Raw genomic sequence first — 19,343 nt, 5'->3', positions numbered from 1 at the left:
CGATCGAAAACATGCCATTCCAACAGGCAAGAGAATTTCCTTGGAGACAGACAATGAACTGTGATTCCGGATTGCGAAAAGCATGGATCTACTTAGGCTTGATTCTCCTGTTAGGCGTGGGAGAGAGCACTCCAGCGCAGGATCACAAGGCGCCGTATCCCAGCATGGCGCCTCTGTCTCAATACCTGATACCGAATCGGGATGCAGAGATCGCGCTGGCGCGAAGCGCGGCACCTGAAGCCATCTCCAAAGACGCCAGAGTTCTCGTACTCGGCACCCATGGCTACGAGACCGCGGTCGAAGGTAAGAACGGCTTCGTCTGTGTCGTCGAGCGGGCCTGGATGTCGCCGTTCGATGCCCCGCAGTTTTGGAATCCGAAACTACGGGGTCCGATCTGTTTCAATCCAGAGGCAGCGCGGTCAATCCTGCCCATCACCTACAAAAGGACAGAGCTCGTGTTAGCTGGGCAATCCAGAACCGAAATCAAGGAAAGCATCAAGGCTGCCTTCGATAAGAAACAACTTCCGCTGCTGGAGCCTGGATCCATGTGCTACATGATGTCGAAGGACGGCTACCTCGACGATTCCGCGGGCCACTGGATTCCGCACCTGATGTTTTACACCCCACTCAAAGTGGACTGGGGTGCCGACCGGCCGGGTTCTCCCATCATGCTGAGCCCACAGTTTCTGGGTGCGCCAGAACCTGTGACCGTGTTCTTGATACCCGCTGGTAAGTGGTCGGACGGATCGACTGCCCCGCTGATGTAGCAAGCAAATTGCAAGACCTTTTTGCAACTCAAAATACCGGGCCTTGAGCCTGCAATGACGTCTCGCATCGGGTCACCCTACCTTCGTCCACAAGGTATCACTGCTTTCATACCGCACCACGAAGCCGGTCACTTTACCTGCCGCGTCTCGCAGAAAGACCTTACGCACACGAGGATCACCCGGAGAAAACAGCACGTCGCGCGTCTCTGCCCTTTGTTCACTTTCTGGGCGATCCTCACGCTTTGTGAGGATTCGATCACCTTCCCGGCGGATCGTGTAGGTGACCGAACCCGAACGATAGGTGCCTGCAAGCTCGTCAATCTGGGCATGTGAGAGCTGTATGGCCGGCGGGTCGGAAAGCACATTTGTAATATGGAGCGCGCGTAGCTTCCAAGCGCCGTTCAAACGCTGCCAGGTCTCTGTAAAGATGTATCGAACTTTGTTCTCGTCTGTGTCTTCGTGGAGAACGATGGCCGTATCACCAGCCCGGGTCAGCTTGTAACTTTGTATTTGCAGCGGCTTCGATGTCATGGGCTCTAACTCCCGCAGAAAAGCGTCCAGATACGTGACGCCACCTTCCTCGTCGAGATAGAAGAAATCGGGTGCCGCAAACGTCTGCCAGACCGGGCGATCCGCCGTATGTACTGCCTTGAGCAAAAGCTCATCACTCTTACGTAGTTGTGTCGCCAGTGCAGAGTCTGATTCAATCGTCTGCGCAGCGAGTGAGCTTACTGGTACAAGCGAAATAGTCGCAAATGCGGTGGCAAGCAGGATTGAACGAAAATAGGACATATAAATACTTTTAACATCAAGTGAAAACTGGACGCAGGTATTTCCTTCAGTGATGGTCTAGAGCATTTCCCGTATTGAGGTGAAGTGGAGAATCCCTGCGAGTGCTGTTTTCTTGGAAAAAAACAGCGTATAGACCTGTGGCTCGCTCTACACCTATACGGGAACGGCTCCAGGCCCGGGCCTTCTTTCGGCTACGAACAAAAGGCCCGGGGCTAAAGCCCGATTCTTACCTGTCCTTATTCCGTGGCCTAAAGGCGATTGCCTCCCTTACCCGCCACCCAATGACGCTAAGGCGTCACGGTTTGCGCTTCGCGCTATTCTCTAGTTCCCCATTCATTGACGAATAACGACTCACATCTCTAGAAACGGATCCTTCCTGAAAATTGAAAGTCCCGGCTGCCTGAGTTACTGGTAGCGCTGCTCACCGTTCCAAAGCTGGCACTGTTCACCACCGTGTTGATCCCACTGAAGGTCACCTTGTTGGTCACATTCTGGCAATCCACACCGAAGATGAAGCTTGAACTACCGGTGATATTGAACGACCGCCGGAGGCCCATATTGAGGTTGTAGACACCTGGACCTCTGAGACCGAAGGGCGCGCTGCGAGGGGCATCACCAATCATCAGAGCTCCGGAGTTGCAGAAGGGGCCGCTGCTGGCAGTGCACGGTACACTTCCAGTCCCCTCGCCTGGATTTGTACCGGTGATCGCTCCGTTGATGTACGAGTACTGACCGAGATTCGCCGCAGTAGCGCCATGTCCCCAGCTTCCATTTTGACGAACCTTCCCTGTGAAGTTGGGGTTGACGTCGGGCATGCATTGTCCCTGGCCGGGCTCGGTGGCCGACGAGCATGCCGTTGAGGTGAGCTGCAACGGAGTTCCTGAGATGTAGGTAAAGACTCCAGAGAGGTTCCAACCTCCAAGAACCGCGCGGGTCAGAAGACGACTGCCTCCGTATTCGCCTCTGCCAAAAGGCAGCTTATAGAGACCATAGATTGCCAGGTTTTGAGGCACACTAGTCGCACTCAATCCACGATCGATGCGGTCCTGACTCCAGGCCTTTCCGTTGAGGGTAAGATTTGCGGGGATAGCGTATCCACTGCGAATGGTACCCGTATCGTCGAGCTGTTTCGAGTAGGTGTAATTGAGGTTCAACGTCAGTCCATGGGACACTCGCTTAGCCAGTGAGATCTGCAGGGAATGGTAGGACGCATTCGCTGTCTGGCTTCCCCAGGTATCGGTCGTGCCGGCGTACTGGGGCATCCAGGTCAACATCTGCCCGATCGTCGCGTAGCTCGCGCCTTTTGCGGTGCTTGCTGCGGCGATAAATCCAGGATAGGGAGCAGCGATACCCGGCATAATCGCCGCTGCCGCGGCTATGTTCGCCGCTGTAGCCGGCTTTGACAGCAGACCGGCGCCATAGACTCCAACACCAAGTGCATAGTACTTGGGATCGAGCTCTCCCGACTGCAATCCGCGGATGTTGCTCGCGCCGGCCAGGAAGTGGCTTTCAGAGCCTGCATAGTTCACCATGACGGTCAGGTCGCGGATCAATTCGCGCTGGATCCCAAAGTTCCAGAAATTGAACTCTGGAGCACGACCGGATATATAGGGGTCGAGATAACTGATCGACCCGGGAGTTACAAATGCTCCAGAGCTGGTTACGTAATTTCCAGTATTGAGTATCTGGCTGCTGGCACTGGGAGGGGTGATCGCCGGGAACGTGTAGCCGGGGCCGCCAAAGGTGTTATTGGAGTTACCTTGCGACTGGAAGGCTGCGCTGTTGTTCAGATAGAACGCAGGACCGGCGCCAGTACCAGCACCGCCGTCCGAGAAGACTGGCGAACTAGTGAACCCAAGCGAACCAGTTCCCTGATACGCACCCCCTGCGCCGCCGGTCCCGCCACCGTGCGAGTACACGATGGCGTAGGCTCCACGCACGACAGTCTTGTCATTGGCGGCGTATGCGAAACCAAGACGCGGCCCCCAGTTCTTCATATAGTTGTGCGCGGGAGAATTGCAACCGCAGCTAACACCTGGTCCACCGTAGTTTCCAGCAAACTGAAGTGCGCCGAGATTCCCTGTTGCCGGATTCGCGATATTCGCATTGAGAAACGAGAAGCGATCCAGCACCTCGTTGTAGGTCGGGATATAGTCCCAACGCAGACCAAGATTCAGCGTCAGCTTTGAAGTGACTTTGTAGTTGTCCTGAAAGTATGGCGCGGCCGGATGAAAGCGCCCTCCCAGCACGGAGAACGGCAACTCTGTAACACCTGCACTGCCGACAGCACCCAGCAGAAAGCTCGCATAGGAATATCCCGTGCTGGTTGTATAGGCAGAGCCGCTCTCCTGCGCCGTTTCGTCGGTCTTCCAATTCAGTGAAAGTCCGGAGGTAGGACCATCCTGTGCCGACTGATTCAATTCGAGCCGTTGCAACTGGAAACCGAAAGTCATGGCGTGCTTGCCCTTCACCCATAGGAGGTTGTCCAGGATGGTATAGGACTCATCGACGGTTGTTTTACTCGTACCCGGCACACCATCCCCCCACCCTGTCTGCGTATTGCTGCCGGCGAAGGCCTGCGTCGGAAACTCTGTAACCGCTTGCGAATCGGCAGGCAGGCCACTGAAGTTGATCCCCATATTCTGTGCTTCGTACTGGGAGACTCCCTGCGTAAGGTTCCTGGAAGGAGGGCCACCGAAGTTACTAAACCCGAATTTGAACTGGTTCACAAGATTCGGAGAAATCGTATACGTGTCCTGCATATCGGCCCAGTGGCCGCCAGTTTGCGTATAGACAGACGCCAGATACGGTACCGGCAGCACACCGTTGCCTGTGTAGGGAACGGGATGGGTATTACCCCCTGTTACCACAAACGTAAGCCGATTCTTCGGCGAGATGTCGTAATCAATGCGGCCTGAATACAGCCAGTTTTTGGTGCCCTGCGGATACCCGCCGAGATAGTTATTCTGCAGCCCGGAGGTCGTGGGCGCCGGCAGGAACGATTGCATCGTCTGCGAGATAGGAGAAATTTCATTCGCAGGGATGACGTTGGGCGTCAGGATTCCGTTCTTCAACCCCATAAAGGGCTTGCGGGTGCAAACACTGCCGACACACGTCTGCGTGGTTGGATCATAGATCAGATAGCCAGGCCCATTGGCACCGGCCGCACCGGTACCCGCAGCCTGGGCACTGCTCAACAACTCCGTGAAATCGCCCGTGCGCATGAGCGTCGTAGGCACGGTTCCAGTGGAATAGCTGGGTGCCGTATTGGCATGGGTCAGATCATAGGCTGCGAAGAAGAAAAGCTTTTCTCGTCCGCTAAATAAGTGAGGGATGCTGATTGGGCCACTCACTGCTGCAGTGAACTCATTTTGATGATCGGCGGGCTTGCCGGCTGGGACGGTCTCCAGGACGCCATTGACCACCTTCTGGGTGGTGGCGGCAGGCGCGGTGAATCCCCAGGTATCGAAGAGTGTGTTCCGAATGAAGTCAGCAACCGTTCCGTGGTACTGGTTCGTTCCCGATGCCATGGTGTAGTTCACGGAACCCGCACCCTGGGCATCTACCGACTGCCCGCTGGTTGTAACGCCAATCTGATCGATCGCCTCGGAAGGGACGAGGTTGAAGATGGGCCGATTGTCGCCGATCTGACTGATCTCGGAGATTGGAATGCCATCGAGATATACCTCTTCAACGCGGCTGGCGGTACCGGAGAACAGTGAAGACCGCGCACCCGGCTGGGCTCCCGGAAGAAGATTCGAAAACTGCGTGATGTCTCTTTGCTGATTGCCCGAAACCAGCAAAGGAAGCTCCATGTACTCCTTGCTCGTGATCGTTCCTCCAAGCTCAGCGTTGGTCGTATCCAGAGACGGCGGGGCTGAGTTTACAGTCAGCGTTTCCCCCTGGCTGCCGGGATGAAGCGTAACGTTGAGCCCGAAATCCTGTCCTGCATTGATCACGATGTTTTGCTGCTTCACACTCTCGAAACCATCCGCAGTCACTGTGACCGTATAGGTTCCGACGATGAGTGGGCTGAGTTGGTACAAGCCACCGGATGACGTGGGCCGTGCAGTCACAACACCAGTGGCATTGTTCGTAGCCGTCACTGTCGCGCGTGGAATCAAAGCACCGGTAGGATCCGTGACGGTACCGGTGATAGCTCCATCGCCACCGGTCTGCGCCTTCGCTGAATACATCATGCTTACCGATACCAAAAGTATGGCAAGACCGTATGTTGCATAACGCTGCAGGCTGCGCCGCAGAGTTGAGAGTTTCATTGTTCGTCTCCAAAATTTATAAGGCGTCCAGTTGGCAAACAGGTGCTAACCCGTTGTTGCACCGCAGGGATTTGTCCTGTTCGTTATGCCGGTCTGTTTTGATCTCTATAAGCGGCAGTTAGCTTTGAAAGTTCGTTACGGATCACTGCATGGCCCGGATCTTCGGCGAGGTTTTGCATCTCAAGCGGATCGTTCTGTTCATCGAAGAGCATGCTTCCGTTCTTGCCATCCACGCCGAACTCCACATAGCGCCAATGATCCTTGCGCACCGCCACGCCGTGAATGCTCTTGCCGTCCTCGCTCCAGATGCTGAAGGCCGGACGGTTCCATGTCGCTTGAGGACGATGGAGCAGTGGAGTAAGGCTCGTGCCCTGCAGTCCGGACGACGGTCCTGAGAGCCCGCACAGCTCCACCAGAGTCGGATAGATATCGAGAGACTGCACGAGACGTGTTGAGGTCTTTCCATTACCGGCGGCCCTTGGGTCATGGATGATCAGCGGGACCCGAGTTCCCATCTCAAATAACGATCCCGCCTTGGACCACTTCCCTTTTTCACCAAGCTGGTAGCCATGGTCCGCAACAAAGACAACGATCGTGTTGTCGCGAAGGCCGAGAGTATCCAATTCAGCGACTACCCGGCCAAGGTTCCAGTCAACCCAGGAGATAGAGGCAAGATAGGCACGAATCACCTCTTTCGCCTCTGCGGTGCTTGCTCCGCGACCGATGAAAAGATCCGCATTACGCGGCCTGATCGCTGCCTTCGGAAATCCTGGCGGCACGGTGGGCCACGCTGCAAAATCAGGCGTCAATTCGAACTTTGCGGGATCGTACAAATCGAAAAATCGCTGAGGCGCTGTTGGAGGGCTGTGCGGTTTGGAGAAACCGCACCCGATAAAGAAGGGTTGATTGCGGTACGTTCTCAGATAGCCGATAGCTGTCTCCGCAGTACGGTTTTCGGGGTGATCGCCTCCATCGCCATCGAGGATCAGGATCTCGTCCGAATGAGCGGCCCTGGGATCTTGTTTCGTCGATGCAGGGGTTCCCGGAGGAGGTGGCGGAACGGATTGTGGCGGGATCACTTCCCGATGTTCGTGATAGTTTCCGCGGGGCGCGTCGTCGCCCTGATCGGCCGCAGCTTCGATCTCCGCGATGGACACATCGCTGTGCCCGACGGTCCAGGCCTTTGGGTCGTCATAGCCCCCATGAAAGATCTTTCCTGTACGCGCTGTAACGTAGCCGTGCTCGCGGAATAGCTGAGGGAGACTGGTCAGGTCCGGACGGGTATCGCGGAAGTTCGTCCGATTGCCCAATACTTTGGTCTCGAGCGGTCCCTGACCAGTGAGCAACGAAGCCCGCGATGGGTTGCACAGTGGAAACTGGCAGAAGTTACGATCGAACCGCACTCCCTGCTTCGCCAGGGCATCAAGGTTTGGGGTTTGTGCCTGAAAGCGACTACCGTAGCAGCCTAACTCCACTCTCATGTCGTCCGACATGAAGAAGAGGACATTGGGCCTCTGCGTCTCGCGCGCAGACGCTGTGCGAGGAAGCGCCCCAGCGAGTGCTGTGCCAGCGGCTTGTGCTATGAATTGGCGTCTCGTTGTCCGATTCGTTGAATAGGATGACATCGTTCCTCGTACTCGTTGTGCTGCCTGTGTATGCGGAGTTCCCGCTAGTTGCTGGCCGTATAGATGAAGGTCATTGCCGAAGCCTGGGCAATGAGACTGGTTTTCAAAGGAGATGCGGTTATGAAGGCAATATCGACTGGGTAAGGGTGAGCGCAGAGACAACAAAGCCCACGAGATGTGGGCTAGGTCCAGCGCTCAATTTAGAGAAGACCGATCAGATTCGATCAAGCCGAGCACAGACGTTCACACCACAAAGCTGCTGCGAACAGCAACAACAGAGTGTGCGATGTGTCTGGCGGATATTATTCATGGTATGAAATAAGTTCTCATACAACCTGTCTTGCCGTCAAACGAACCGACCTGACTGGTCAAGGCCAGCATGGAATGGATACCTGTTCGCTAAAACCTCATTGCACAGCCCAAAAAGCCAATAAATCTGGAACAATGTTTGCGATAGAACGACGCTAGAGCGCTGGCTCCGCAGTATACAGACGCAAAAAACTCTGGCCTTTCTAGTGTGCGCCAGGAAACTACAAAGCAATTTTTTCTCGCTGAACCCCGCGCCAGTGGCCTGGCGGAACGCCTTCCCAGGTGCGGAAGGCTCGGACGAAGGAGTTCGAATCCTCATATCCCAGCAGGTAGGCCGTCTCGTTCAGCTCGAGCAGTGAGTTATTGAGATAGTGCCGCGCAAGCTGGTGACGTGCCTCCTCGAGAACCTGCTGGAAGCTGTACCCCGCGTCCTGCAACTGCCGCTGCAGCGTTCGAGAGCTGATGTGCAGTTCGCGCGCAATGTCCTGCACCCTGGGCCGGCGGCCAGCGAGTTTTTTCTGGATGGCAGCGCGGACTCGCTCAGGAAAGGTCTCCTGGCCTTTGTGCTGCTTCAACTCTTCATCGAGCTGCGGCGCGAGCATGGATAAAAGCTCGGCGTTGCCGGTTACAAAAGGCAGAGCGGCATCCGACGCACGGAAGACGATGGCGTTACGCGCAGCTCCGAAGATGACGGGACAGCCGAAGTGACGCTCCATGGCTTTTGCATAAGAGCGCGGACGTATGAGTTCGAGGCGTAGCGGAGAGATGCGCGTTCCGGTTCCATGACGCGCGATGGTAAGCACCCAGGCGAAGCAGAGGTCGGTGAGGACTTCCGGCTCTACGTCGTTAGCGAGAAGCCAGCGAAACTGGATGTGCCATTCCGTGTCCACCGTTTCGTGGATGATCTCTTCCGGGCAGGATAACTGTTTGTAGCGAGCCATCTGGCGCATGCCTTCGCCGAAACTGTCGGTGGAGAGAGCAGCGAGGGCGATGGCATCGAAGTGCTCGAGTCGACTCTCTGTACCTAGCTCAAGACCTATAGCGGGATCCTCGCTGATCTCGCCGATTCCCCGCCACAGCGCAAAGAGTTCTTCCGTTGTGACGAGGATACGGGGTTGATCGAGAAGCCCTGGAGGCAACCCGGCGTTCTCCAAAAGCTCAGACACACGGATTCCCGACTCTTTCAGCCTGGGGAACAGACGAGCGGCAACCCGGAAGTGTTTGCTCATAGAACTACGCTTCGCCTTTCAGAGAGGCCATGTCAATCACGAAGCGGTATTTGACGTCGGCCTTCAGCAGCCGGTCATAGGCGTCATTGACCTTCTGGATGGGAATGACTTCGACATCGGCAGTGATGTTGTGTTTGCCGCAGAAGTCGAGCATCTCCTGAGTTTCGGCGATGCCTCCAATAGGCGAGCCGGAGAGGCAGCGGCGGCCGAAGAGAAGATTGAAGGCAGCCACGGACAGCGGCTTCTCAGGAGCGCCAACGAGGCAGATGTTTCCATCGCGACGGAGCAGGTTGAGGTAGGCATTGATATCGTGGTCGGCAGAGACAGCATCGAGGATGAAGTCGAAGCTTCCGGCGTGCTTGGCCATCTCGTCCGCATTGCGGGAGATAACGACCTCATCGGCGCCGAGGCGGAGAGCGTCTTCCTTCTTGTTGGGCGAGGTCGTAAAGAGGACCACGTGAGCTCCAAGCGCATGTGCGAACTTAACGCCCATGTGGCCTAATCCGCCAAGACCAACAACGCCCACCTTCTTGCCCTTGGTGACACCCCAGTGGTGCATAGGCGAGTAGGTAGTGATGCCGGCGCAGAGCAATGGTGCGGCTCCCGCGAGATCGAGGTTCGCAGGCACCTTCAAGACGAAGCGCTGATCGACGACGACACTGTCCGAATAGCCACCATAGGTGACACCTCCGGTGTGCTTGTCGGGGAAGTTGTAGGTAAGCGTCATGTTAGGGCAGAACTGTTCAAAGCCCGCCAGACACTCGGGACAGGTACCGTCGGAATCGACCATGCAGCCGACCGCGGCGAGGTCTCCGGCCTTGAACTTCGTTACCGCCGAACCCGTTTTGGTGACGCGACCGACGATCTCATGGCCCGGGATGCAGGGGTAAACAGTCGGCATGGCGCCGCTCCACTCGTTGCGGACTTGGTGGAGGTCCGAGTGACAGATGCCGCAGAAGAGAATCTCAATCTGCACGTCGTTCGGGGTTGGATCGCGCCGCGCGATCGTGGTGGACGCAAGCGGCGATTTATCACTGGCAGCGGAGTATGCTTTCGCGTTGTACATGGGTCAAATGTAGGCCGTTCCGGCGTGCGATGATATGCAGAACGCGCCATACTGTATGCAGAATACGCCATGCCTCTGCGCAGCTATTTTTCCCAAATCAGCCAGTGCTCGCATGCCAGGATCAGCCACGTGTTGGGGCTGTACTGTACTCTGACTGCTAAACAACCCCAGCGCCTATGACAACCACGCCGATCGAACCCGAGCATGGCAACCACGGGACGCTCCTGCGCCTATGGCTGAAGCTTATTACCGCGCACGATTTAATCTTCTCCGACGCCAACAAGTCGGCTCTCAAGCATCTGGTCATCAAGCTGAGCATCGCCGGTTTTGCAATCCATCTGGCGCTGATCTTTCTCGCCCGAACACTCCCTCATCCTTCACTGCTCATCGCTGAGGTCGGACGAAACTACCTGACAGCGATCTCCACTCCGTTCAGTTTCATTCTGTTCTACGAGGTGCTGACCCTCATTGCGGCGCTGCCTGCATCGACGACCCGCTCTATCGCCAACCAATTTGAGATCGTGTCGTTGATCTTCATTCGCGACGTCTTCAAAGACATCGCCATTGCCAGCCAGTTGGTCACAGGGCACCGTCTTGCTCACGACGCGCTTCCGGTCTTCCTCGATATGTGGGCCGGCCTGCTGATGTTTCTTCTGGTCGCCATCTTCCAGTATGTCGCGCTCCAGCGAGTGCGTCCGCCTGGAACACCGGATCGGGCACGAGGATTAAGACGATTCATTGCGCAAAAGAAAGTGGTCGCCATTGGACTGGCAACGCTCCTGCTAGCGATGGCTACCTACAACTTCGGTGTCGTTGCGGTTCACACGTACCGCAATCTCACAACCGGACAAAACATGCCTGGACCTGCGACGACGTTCTATAACGACCTGTTCACCGTAATGATCTTCACCGATGTTCTGATTCTGATCCTGTCGCTGGTCGTCTCCGGGCAATATGAGATGGTCTTTCGCAACGCCGCGTTCGTGGTCTCGATCATTCTGATTCGCTTCTCGCTCACGGAGGGATACCCCTACGGTGCGCCTCTCGCCCTAGTCGCGATGGTCTTTGGAATTTTGACGCTTCTGGTATTCAACTTCCACATGCGCCTTCAGAATGACCTGTCGACCGGTTAGGAGTATCTGACCAATTATTTGTTGTTGTTTCTGAGATAGGCCAAGGCTTCAGCCCGGACCTATCTCAGAAACAAAGGCAACAAAAGCCTAATGATGCGCCGCCTCCGGATACCACTTCTCTAGATCAGCATGCATCTCTTTGAGCGCATCCACATTGAGGTAGACCATGTGCCCCGCCGGGTAGTAGCCGAAGCTGACGTTATCCCGAATCCCATCCGGTAGCATCATCTGCGCGATATCGTGCTCGGTCCCAAAGAACGGTGTTGCAAGATCGAACCAGCCGTTAGCTGAGAACACCTTCAACTTCGGATTCTTGCGCATGGCATCGGCCAGATCGACGACCGTGTCCGGTTGAGCCTGCTCTCCTCCACGAAAGCCGCCCCCTGAGGGATGGTGCTTCCAGTCCCAATTCTGATTGATGCCCGGTCCCTGGAGGTTGTAGGGCTCGGAGCTCATGTACTTGAGCTCGCTCTGAATGTAGTCGTGGAAGGCTCCCACGAAGACACCGCTGATGCCCGTATCCGAGGGATCGTAGCCGGGGTTCTCACCCGCGGCATCGACATCGAAGCCCTCAAAGCGCGCATCGTAGCGGCCGAGAATCTGCTCGTCATCGCGTAGCAGCTCCTTGCGGAAACGAGTGGGCGAGATGCGCAGCTTGGACTCCTTGACATACTGCACGCTGAGGCCCGTGAAGGAAGCGACCTTCGCGGCGATGGCGTCTAACTCAGCCTTGGGTAGCTTGTCTCCCTGGTCAAGGGCTTCAGCATACGGTCCCCGCGCGAACTTGCGCGCCTGTTCGACGAAGTCTTGCATCGTGCCGTTGTGCGGAACCTTGTCGTAGTGCCATGCGATAGCCGCATAGCTGGGCAGATAGGTCTTTGTCTCAACGTCATAGCCCGGATCGCGAACGTTGTAGTTCAGGATCGACGAGAGCAGAACGACACCGTTGAACTCAATGCCATCGTTGTTCAGCGCTGCCACCAGCGCCGCCGAACGCGGCGTGCCGTAACTCTCTCCGAAGAGGAACTTGGGAGACTCCCAACGCTGGTTCACCGTGATGTAGCGCGTAATGAATTTCTCAAATGCCTTGACGTCCTGATCGACTCCAGCGAAGTCCTTGGCAGTTCCCTTGCCTGCCGCACGCGAGAAGCCGCAGAGCGGTGCGTCGATGAAGACCAGGTCGCTCTTGTCGATCAGGCTGTACTGGTTCTGCACCCACTCATAGGGTGCCGGCCCCGTCGCCTTCGGGCTCTCCGTGACTACACGGACGGGCCCCACGGAACCCATATGCAGCCAGATGGTCGCAGAACCAGGACCACCGTTGTAGAGGAACGTAATAGGGCGATTCTTCGCAGGGACACCGTCTTCCGTGTACGCCACATAGAAGATGCTGCCGTTGGCCTTGTCGTTCTCATCCTTGATGAGCAGGTTACCGGCTGTTGCCGTGTAGTGAACCGTGCGGCTGCCTGCGCTCCAATCGTGCTTGGTGATCGTCGTGGTCTCGGGAGGAATGGGCAGCGTGTTGGCATCGGCGTCAGCCGCCGGCTTGGCGTCTGCACCCTGCTCTGCTGCATGGTGCGGCCGTGTGTCCTGCGCCACGGCGATGGAAGCTACCGACAATACCGCTAGCAATACGGTTGCGGACAAACGTATATCCGTAAACTTCACACAACTCTCCCCAGACAAAGAAATAACAGAATGTACTGAGCATAGACGCACAGACTAAGTCCCAGGACGCAACGTCTAACCCGCAGCAACGAAATCGTGGGCGCAATGCGCCTGTTCGAACATCCCTAAGAGCCCTCTACGACCATCTTCTCCCGAAACAAAGCTGCAGGTTGCCCGATTGCATCGAACTACAAATGAGGTTGCTATGCCACCATGCGCCGAATCCGCTTTTCCTGAAACTCTGGACGCCGAAGAGGTATCCACGCCTGAATCTGAACTCAGCCGCCGCACGTTCCTGGCTGTCTCGGGAGTCGTGACCGCCGGCATTGTCGCAGGCCTGCCCCGAGTCGCGGTTGCCCAGACGTCCCAGTCTGCGCCGCAGACGTTTCCGGTAAGCCTCTCAATCAACAAGCAGATGCACCAGCTTACGGTCGACACACGCACCACGCTGCTCGATCTATTGCGCGAGAACCTGGATCTGACGGGAAGCAAAAAGGGTTGCGACCACGGCCAGTGCGGCGCCTGCACCGTGTTGCTCAACGGCCGCCGCGTGAACTCCTGCCTGACTCTCGCAGTGGCTGCACAGGGAGCAGAGATCACAACCATCGAAGGTCTCGGCGACGAACAGCACCTGAGCCCGATGCAGAAGTCGTTCCTCGACCATGATGGCTTCCAGTGTGGCTATTGCACCCCCGGCCAGATCTGCTCGGCAACAGCGCTGATCGAAGAGACCCGGCGCGGCGACCTCTCCCGCATGAGCTTCGAGACCGGAAAGATCTCACACCCCGAGATCACCGACGATGAGATTCGAGAGCGCATGTCCGGCAACATCTGTCGCTGTGGCGCCTATCCCAATATTGTGGCGGCGGTTCGCGCCCTCACCAGCACAGGAGGTGCAGCATGAATCCCTTCGCGTATCAACGGGTCGAAGCACCGGATGCCGCTCTCCACGCAATCGCCGCGCAAAACGCCAAATTCCTTGGCGGAGGTACCAACCTCGTCGATCTGATGAAGGATGGCGTCGAAACACCCTCAATGCTGATCGACATCAACCACATCGGCTTGAACAAAGTCTTAGCCAACGCCAACGGTGCAACCATCGGTGCACTCGTTCGCAACTCCGATCTGGCCAACGATCCCAACATCATCACGCACTATCCATTGCTGTCACACGCACTGCTCTCCGGCGCCAGTCCGCAGCTCCGCAACATGGCGACTACCGGCGGCAACCTGATGCAGCGCACTCGCTGCTTTTACTTCATGGACACAGCCTTCCCTGCCTGCAACAAACGTGTGCCGGGCAGCGGGTGCGCAGCCATCAACGGCTTCAATAGAATCCACGCGATCCTGGGCCAGACTGACGAAGGCGCAACCTCAGCCCATACCTGTATCGCCACTAACCCATCCGATATGAACGTCGCACTCAGTGCACTCGATGCAACGGTTGAGATTCAGGGACCTAAAGGCAAACGAACGCTTCCCTTTTCCGAATTCCATCGACTGCCTGGCAAAACTCCGGAGCTGGATACCAACCTGCATTCCGGCGAGTTGATCGTTGCGGTCACGCTGCCTCCATCAAAATTTGCGAAGAACTCCTGGTACCTCAAGGTGCGTGATCGCCAGTCCTATGCCTTTGCTCTGGTATCGGTAGCGGCAGGATTGGAGATGGACGGTGACACCATCAAGTCCGCCGGGCTCGCCCTGGGCGGCGTGGCGCACAAACCATGGCGCTCTCTGGAGGCCGAACACGCACTCACCGGCAAACCTGCAACGACAGAGACCTTCCAGAGAGCCGCAGAGCTCGCCGTTGCCGGAGCGAAACCCCACGAACACAACGCGTTCAAGGTCGAGCTTGCCAAACAGAGCATCGTCCGCGCACTGACACAAGCCAGCAAAGGAGTAGAAGCATGATGCAGAACCAGACATCTCCCACACCAAAGGGGCAGCTCGAACACCGCTACGACGGCATCGCCAAAGTCACGGGCAAAGCGAAGTATGCAGCTGAGTTCACGGAGCCCTTCCCGAAGAAGGACCTTGTCTACGCCTACATCGTGCAATCTACGATCCCCAGCGGCTCCCTCGCCTCCATCGATCAAAAAGAGGCGGAGCGCGCCTTCGGTGTAATCGCAGTGCTCACCCCGTTCAACGCCCCCCAGCTGACCTCTGCCAAGCCGCACAACCTGAGCATCCTTCAGGATGCTGACGTGCACTACAATGGGCAGCCGATTGCCGTCGTCCTCGCGACCTCGCTGCCCTTTGCAAGGCATGCCGCGCGGTTGTTGAAGATCCAATACAACTCGCAACCCGCGAAACTCAACTTCATGGGGCGTCTCGCTGAGGCACGCCTTCCGAAGCAGGGTGGCAAGGAGCAACCGGGCACGCAGCGCGGAGACCTCGCGTCCTCCATGACAAAGGCCACCGTCACAGTCGACGAGACCTACATCACTCCCATACAGAATCACAATCCGATGGAGCCGCACGCTACCATCGCCTGGTGGGAGGGCGAGAAGCTCAACGTCTACGACGCAACCCAATACATCTCCGGCGTAAAGATGTCGCTATCCCGCATCCTCAATCTTCCGCTCGAGAACGTGCGCGTACAGTGCCCCTATACCGGCGGAGGTTTCGGCTGCAAAGGCACCGCGTGGTCGCATGTGGTGCTCGCGGCGATGGCAGCGAAGATCGTGCAGAAGCCGGTAAAGATCGTGCTCGAACGCGACCAGATGTTTGGTCCGGTCGGCGCACGGCCCACCACGGTCAACAAGATCAAGATCGGGGCGGATGCCGGTGGCAGAATCGTAGGCATACAGCACGACGCGATCATGCACACCTCGGTGATGGACGACTTTGTAGAGCGCTCTGCCGGCCCCAGCCGCATGCTCTATAACAGCGAGGCAAACTCCGCCACGGAAAAGATGGTGGACATGAACCTCGGCATGGGAACGTACATGCGTGCTCCCGGCGAAGCCACTGGAACAGCAGTGCTTGAGATTGCGATGGACGAACTCGCGCACAAACTGAACATGGACCCCGTTCAACTCCGGCTGGTGAACTATGCCGAGACCGATCCCTCGCGGGATCGTCCTTTCAGCTCCAAGCATCTCCGCGAGTGCTACACACAGGCCGCCGACCGCTTCGGTTGGTCAAAGCGTAACTCGCAGCCGCGCCAGAACAGTGAAGGCCATAAGCTGATCGGCTACGGCATGGCAACAGCGACATATCCGGCGAACCGCTCTGCCGCAACGGCTGTGGTTCGTATCCTGCCCAATGGACATGCCTTTGTCGGCTGCGGCACGCAGGACATCGGTACCGGCATGTACACCATCATGGCCCAAACCGCGGCGGCAGCACTGGGGCTTGACCCCACGCTGGTTGAAGCCAGGCTCGGAGACTCAACGCTGCCCAAAGCGCCTGTCTCCGGTGGATCGCAATCGACAGCCTCCGTCCTTCCGGCGATCGACGTTGCGGCTAAACAGGCAAAGCTCAAACTGTCCCAGCTCGCCATTCAGGACTCGCGATCGCCCCTCTACAACGCCAAAGACACCGACCTCGACACCAAAGATGGACGTGTCTTCCTGAGATCGAACCCATCGACTGGGGAGAGCTTCACAGCCCTGCTCACGCGCAACGGCTCGCAATCCATCGAGGCTGAAGGCTCGGCACAGCCGGCTGCAGACAAAGCATCGATGACCACACAATCCTTTGGGGCCGTCTTCGCCGAGGTTGCCGTCGATAAGGACACGCACATGGTGCAGGTGCGGCGTGTCGTCGGAACCTACGACATCGGCACGCTCATGAACAACAAGACCGGCCTCAACCAACTGATGGGCGGCATCGTCTGGGGCGTTGGGTTCGCGCTGCATGAAGAGACGGTCATCGACCCGGTCTACGGGCGTACCGTAAACGAGAGCTTTGCCGACTACCACGTCCCTGTCAATGCCGACATCGGGGACATCGATGTTAGTGTTCTCAATATCCCCGACACCAAATTCAACCCGTTAGGCTCACGCGGCATTGGCGAGATCGGCATCACGGGCGCGGCTGCCGCTGTGGCCAATGCTATCTATAACGCTACGGGCAAGCGGGTCAGGCACTACCCGATCACCCCGGACAAGATCATGCAGGCATGATCGGATAAGGGCGGCAAGGTGATTGCGTGCAACGGCTGACGGACACAGTCCATGGCGTAGAGTAGGATCTTTGAAAGAAAAGCCATGAGCACACCTGCCGTCCTTTCGGCCGACACCGGCCTTGAAGTCATCGACATCCAGAACGACGCTGCATTCGCAGCCAGGCGGGTGCACGTCCGCGATGTCGCCCTTCAGATGGAAGGCATGCGGCGTATCGCCCATGCCTTCGTCGAAAATCCAGACACGATTCTGCAGGAGTTGGTCAACGCTGCCATCGAACTCTGCGATGCGGACAGCGCTGGTATCAGCATCGAGAGAGAAGATCGGACTGATAAAGATTTTTACCATTGGGTGGCCACGGCCGGACAGTACACCGGCTTCCTGGACGCGGTTCTCCCCCGCTATCCCAGTGCATGCGGTATCTGTCTGGAGCGCGGAAGGCCACAACTCTTTCGCGTGTCGCAGCGCTTCTTCGATTTGATGGGCATTGAAGCACCCCTGGTGACGGACGGCATCTTGCTTCCCTGGGAGGTAGATGGGCTTCGTGGAACCATCTTCATCATGGCCCATGGCCGGACAGAGGCCTTCGACCAGTCCGACTCCCGCATGATGCAGGTGCTGGCCGACTTTGCCGCCATGGGCGTACGGCAGCAGGGGCAGCAAAAAAGGCTTCTGGAGCAGGAGAGCGCCGCTGCCGCCGCGGCGATGGCCAACGATCTGGCACACAAGATCAACAACCCCCTGCAGCGCCTGACCAATCTCCTGTACCTGGCTACAGAAAGCCAGAAGGTTGAGGATGTGCAGGAGGCGGTACGGCACGCGTCTGGGGACCTGGAGAAGTTATCGGAACTGGTACAGAAGCTGCTGGCCTTGCCCTATCGGAAACGCGATACCGGCTTCGACATTGCCAGTTGACGCTATTGAGCGGCTTGGTCAAGAGAGACCCTATAAAGATACGATGAGATCGCCAGACGTCTTCCACGGTCATCCCGCACTGATGGTTCTCTGGATAGCTACGTACATCCTCTGTATCGTTCCGGAGATCGTACTTTCCAGACTCCTGCGTTCTGGAGACGACGCGCAAAAGCTGGATCGGGGGTCAAAGCTTCTTGTCATCGTGACAGCGAATCTCGCCATGGTGCTCGGTTTCGTTGTAGCCATTTGGTTCCCGGCTTTCTCGATTGGCGTTCACTGGAAGGCTGTATTCGGCGCAGGCATTGTGATTTGGCTGGGTGGCACCATCTTCCGTTGGTATGCGATTCGCACATTGGGCCGTTTCTTCACCTACGATGTGGCCGTCTCAAGCGGGCAGCAGGTTGTGGAACACGGCCCCTATCGCTGGCTTCGGCATCCCTCGTATCTGGGCTCGCTGCTGGGAGAGCTTGGCTTTGGCATGACGCTAAACAACTGGCTGGCTATCCTCTTGCCTCCACTCTGCCTGGGAGCGGTCTACCTCTACCGCATTCACATTGAAGAACAGGCTCTTTCTCAAGGTCTGGGCGCACCCTATAGGGAGTACATGCGGCGTACCTGGAGATTGATTCCCTATATCTTTTGAGGCAGTCTTCCCATCGAGTTATGAACTCAACTGCCGACCAGGAAATGTCACTGTCCGGTTACGGACACCGATTTTCCGATTTCGGACAAATAGTGTTGTGGACAGTTCAAGAAATAAGCTTATTTCTCTGTAAACAATAGACTTCCATGCGGAACGGTTTGGCTAAAGAAGTGCACTCACAAATCCTGCACGGTCGTGTGCCCGGAGGGTTCCATGCAGACGCTACTTCAGAACTTGCGCTATGCGCTACGTCAGTTGCTAAGGGCCCCTGGATTCACCTTGACGGTGGTCGTCACACTGGCCCTGGGCATCGGTGCAAACGCCGCCGTCTTCACGCTCTTCGACCAGGTGCTACTGCGCATGCTGCCGGTCGAGCGGCCCAAAGAGCTCGTGCGCTTCAAGTGGACAGGACACTTTTCAGGACACATATGGGTCTTCGGCGGAAGTGTAAATGACTACTTCTCCTACCCCATGTACAAGGACCTGCGTGACCAGAACAAGGTCTTCTCAGGGGTGCTGGCTGCGGACCGAACCTCCGTCGGACTCTCCTGGCACGGTCAAGCCGAGGATGAGGACGCCGAGTTGGTGAGTGGCAACTACTTTACCCTGCTAGGCCTCAGGCCCGCGTTGGGAAGGCTGCTCACCTCCCAGGACGACACGGCAAAGAACGCCAACCCGGTGCTGGTGCTCAGCTATGACTATTGGAAGGGCCGCTTTGCCGCATCGAGTGATGTGGTGGGCCAGACGGTATTGATCGAGGGACACCCTTTCACGATACTGGGCGTAGCT

Annotated in this window: 14 protein-coding genes; 8 read left to right on the top strand and 6 right to left on the bottom strand. The window is 57.0% G+C overall.

Features of this window, described 5'->3' with window-relative positions; genetic code table 11:
- Positions 1-53: 53 nt before the first annotated feature.
- A complete protein-coding gene (locus tag GSQ91_RS14955; RefSeq protein ID WP_216845271.1) occupies positions 54-767 on the top strand; it encodes a hypothetical protein in 714 nt (237 codons plus the stop codon).
- Between the two features lie 72 nt (positions 768-839).
- On the opposite strand, the gene GSQ91_RS14950 is transcribed toward GSQ91_RS14955, so the two are convergent.
- From GSQ91_RS14950 to GSQ91_RS14930, 5 genes are all read right to left on the bottom strand, one after another.
- Positions 840-1,559 carry a nuclear transport factor 2 family protein gene (locus GSQ91_RS14950; protein ID WP_158822564.1) on the bottom strand — a complete coding sequence of 240 codons (720 nt, stop codon included), beginning with the start codon at positions 1,557-1,559 and terminating at the stop codon, positions 840-842.
- A gap of 359 nt (positions 1,560-1,918) precedes the next feature.
- Positions 1,919-5,836, bottom strand: coding sequence for a carboxypeptidase-like regulatory domain-containing protein (locus GSQ91_RS14945; protein WP_158822563.1), 3,918 nt, complete (start codon positions 5,834-5,836; stop codon positions 1,919-1,921).
- An 83-nt stretch (positions 5,837-5,919) separates the two neighbouring features.
- On the bottom strand, positions 5,920-7,461 hold the full coding sequence (locus GSQ91_RS14940; protein WP_158822562.1) for a sulfatase: 1,542 nt from the start codon (positions 7,459-7,461) through the stop codon (positions 5,920-5,922).
- A 530-nt stretch (positions 7,462-7,991) separates the two neighbouring features.
- Positions 7,992-8,999: an AraC family transcriptional regulator gene (locus tag GSQ91_RS14935; RefSeq protein ID WP_158822561.1), complete on the bottom strand. Its 1,008-nt coding sequence runs from the start codon at positions 8,997-8,999 to the stop codon at positions 7,992-7,994.
- Positions 9,000-9,003: 4 nt separating this feature from the next.
- Positions 9,004-10,065: an NAD(P)-dependent alcohol dehydrogenase gene (locus GSQ91_RS14930; protein WP_158822560.1), complete on the bottom strand. Its 1,062-nt coding sequence runs from the start codon at positions 10,063-10,065 to the stop codon at positions 9,004-9,006.
- 176 nt (positions 10,066-10,241) lie between these two features.
- Here GSQ91_RS14930 and GSQ91_RS14925 point away from each other — a divergent pair, with 176 nt between their 5' ends.
- Positions 10,242-11,198, top strand: coding sequence for a hypothetical protein (locus GSQ91_RS14925; protein WP_158822559.1), 957 nt, complete (start codon positions 10,242-10,244; stop codon positions 11,196-11,198).
- A gap of 87 nt (positions 11,199-11,285) precedes the next feature.
- On the opposite strand, the gene GSQ91_RS14920 is transcribed toward GSQ91_RS14925, so the two are convergent.
- Positions 11,286-12,866, bottom strand: a complete 1,581-nt coding sequence (locus GSQ91_RS14920; protein ID WP_158822558.1) for a S10 family peptidase — start codon at positions 12,864-12,866, stop codon at positions 11,286-11,288.
- 205 nt (positions 12,867-13,071) lie between these two features.
- Here GSQ91_RS14920 and GSQ91_RS14915 point away from each other — a divergent pair, with 205 nt between their 5' ends.
- The 6 genes from GSQ91_RS14915 to GSQ91_RS14890 form a co-directional block, all read left to right on the top strand.
- Positions 13,072-13,770 (top strand): 2Fe-2S iron-sulfur cluster-binding protein, encoded by a 699-nt coding sequence (locus GSQ91_RS14915; RefSeq protein ID WP_158822557.1) that lies wholly within the window; start codon positions 13,072-13,074, stop codon positions 13,768-13,770.
- On the top strand, positions 13,767-14,777 hold the full coding sequence (locus tag GSQ91_RS14910; RefSeq protein WP_158822556.1) for a xanthine dehydrogenase family protein subunit M: 1,011 nt from the start codon (positions 13,767-13,769) through the stop codon (positions 14,775-14,777). Before GSQ91_RS14915 ends, GSQ91_RS14910 begins: the two co-directional genes overlap by 4 nt.
- Positions 14,774-16,996 carry a xanthine dehydrogenase family protein molybdopterin-binding subunit gene (locus GSQ91_RS14905; RefSeq protein ID WP_158822555.1) on the top strand — a complete coding sequence of 741 codons (2,223 nt, stop codon included), beginning with the start codon at positions 14,774-14,776 and terminating at the stop codon, positions 16,994-16,996. Before GSQ91_RS14910 ends, GSQ91_RS14905 begins: the two co-directional genes overlap by 4 nt.
- Positions 16,997-17,080: 84 nt before the next feature.
- Positions 17,081-17,911, top strand: coding sequence for a GAF domain-containing protein (locus GSQ91_RS14900; protein ID WP_158822554.1), 831 nt, complete (start codon positions 17,081-17,083; stop codon positions 17,909-17,911).
- A 43-nt stretch (positions 17,912-17,954) separates the two neighbouring features.
- Positions 17,955-18,554, top strand: coding sequence for an isoprenylcysteine carboxylmethyltransferase family protein (locus tag GSQ91_RS14895; protein ID WP_158822553.1), 600 nt, complete (start codon positions 17,955-17,957; stop codon positions 18,552-18,554).
- Positions 18,555-18,767: 213 nt separating this feature from the next.
- Positions 18,768-19,343 (top strand): ABC transporter permease (locus tag GSQ91_RS14890; protein ID WP_174240699.1); only part of this gene is annotated, 576 nt, incomplete at its 3' end.

Origin of the sequence: Granulicella sp. S156, assembly GCF_009766105.1 — a bacterium.
In the GTDB taxonomy this organism is placed as follows: Bacteria; Acidobacteriota; Terriglobia; order Terriglobales; family Acidobacteriaceae; genus Granulicella.
This window is presented reverse-complemented; position numbering and strand designations above follow the sequence as displayed.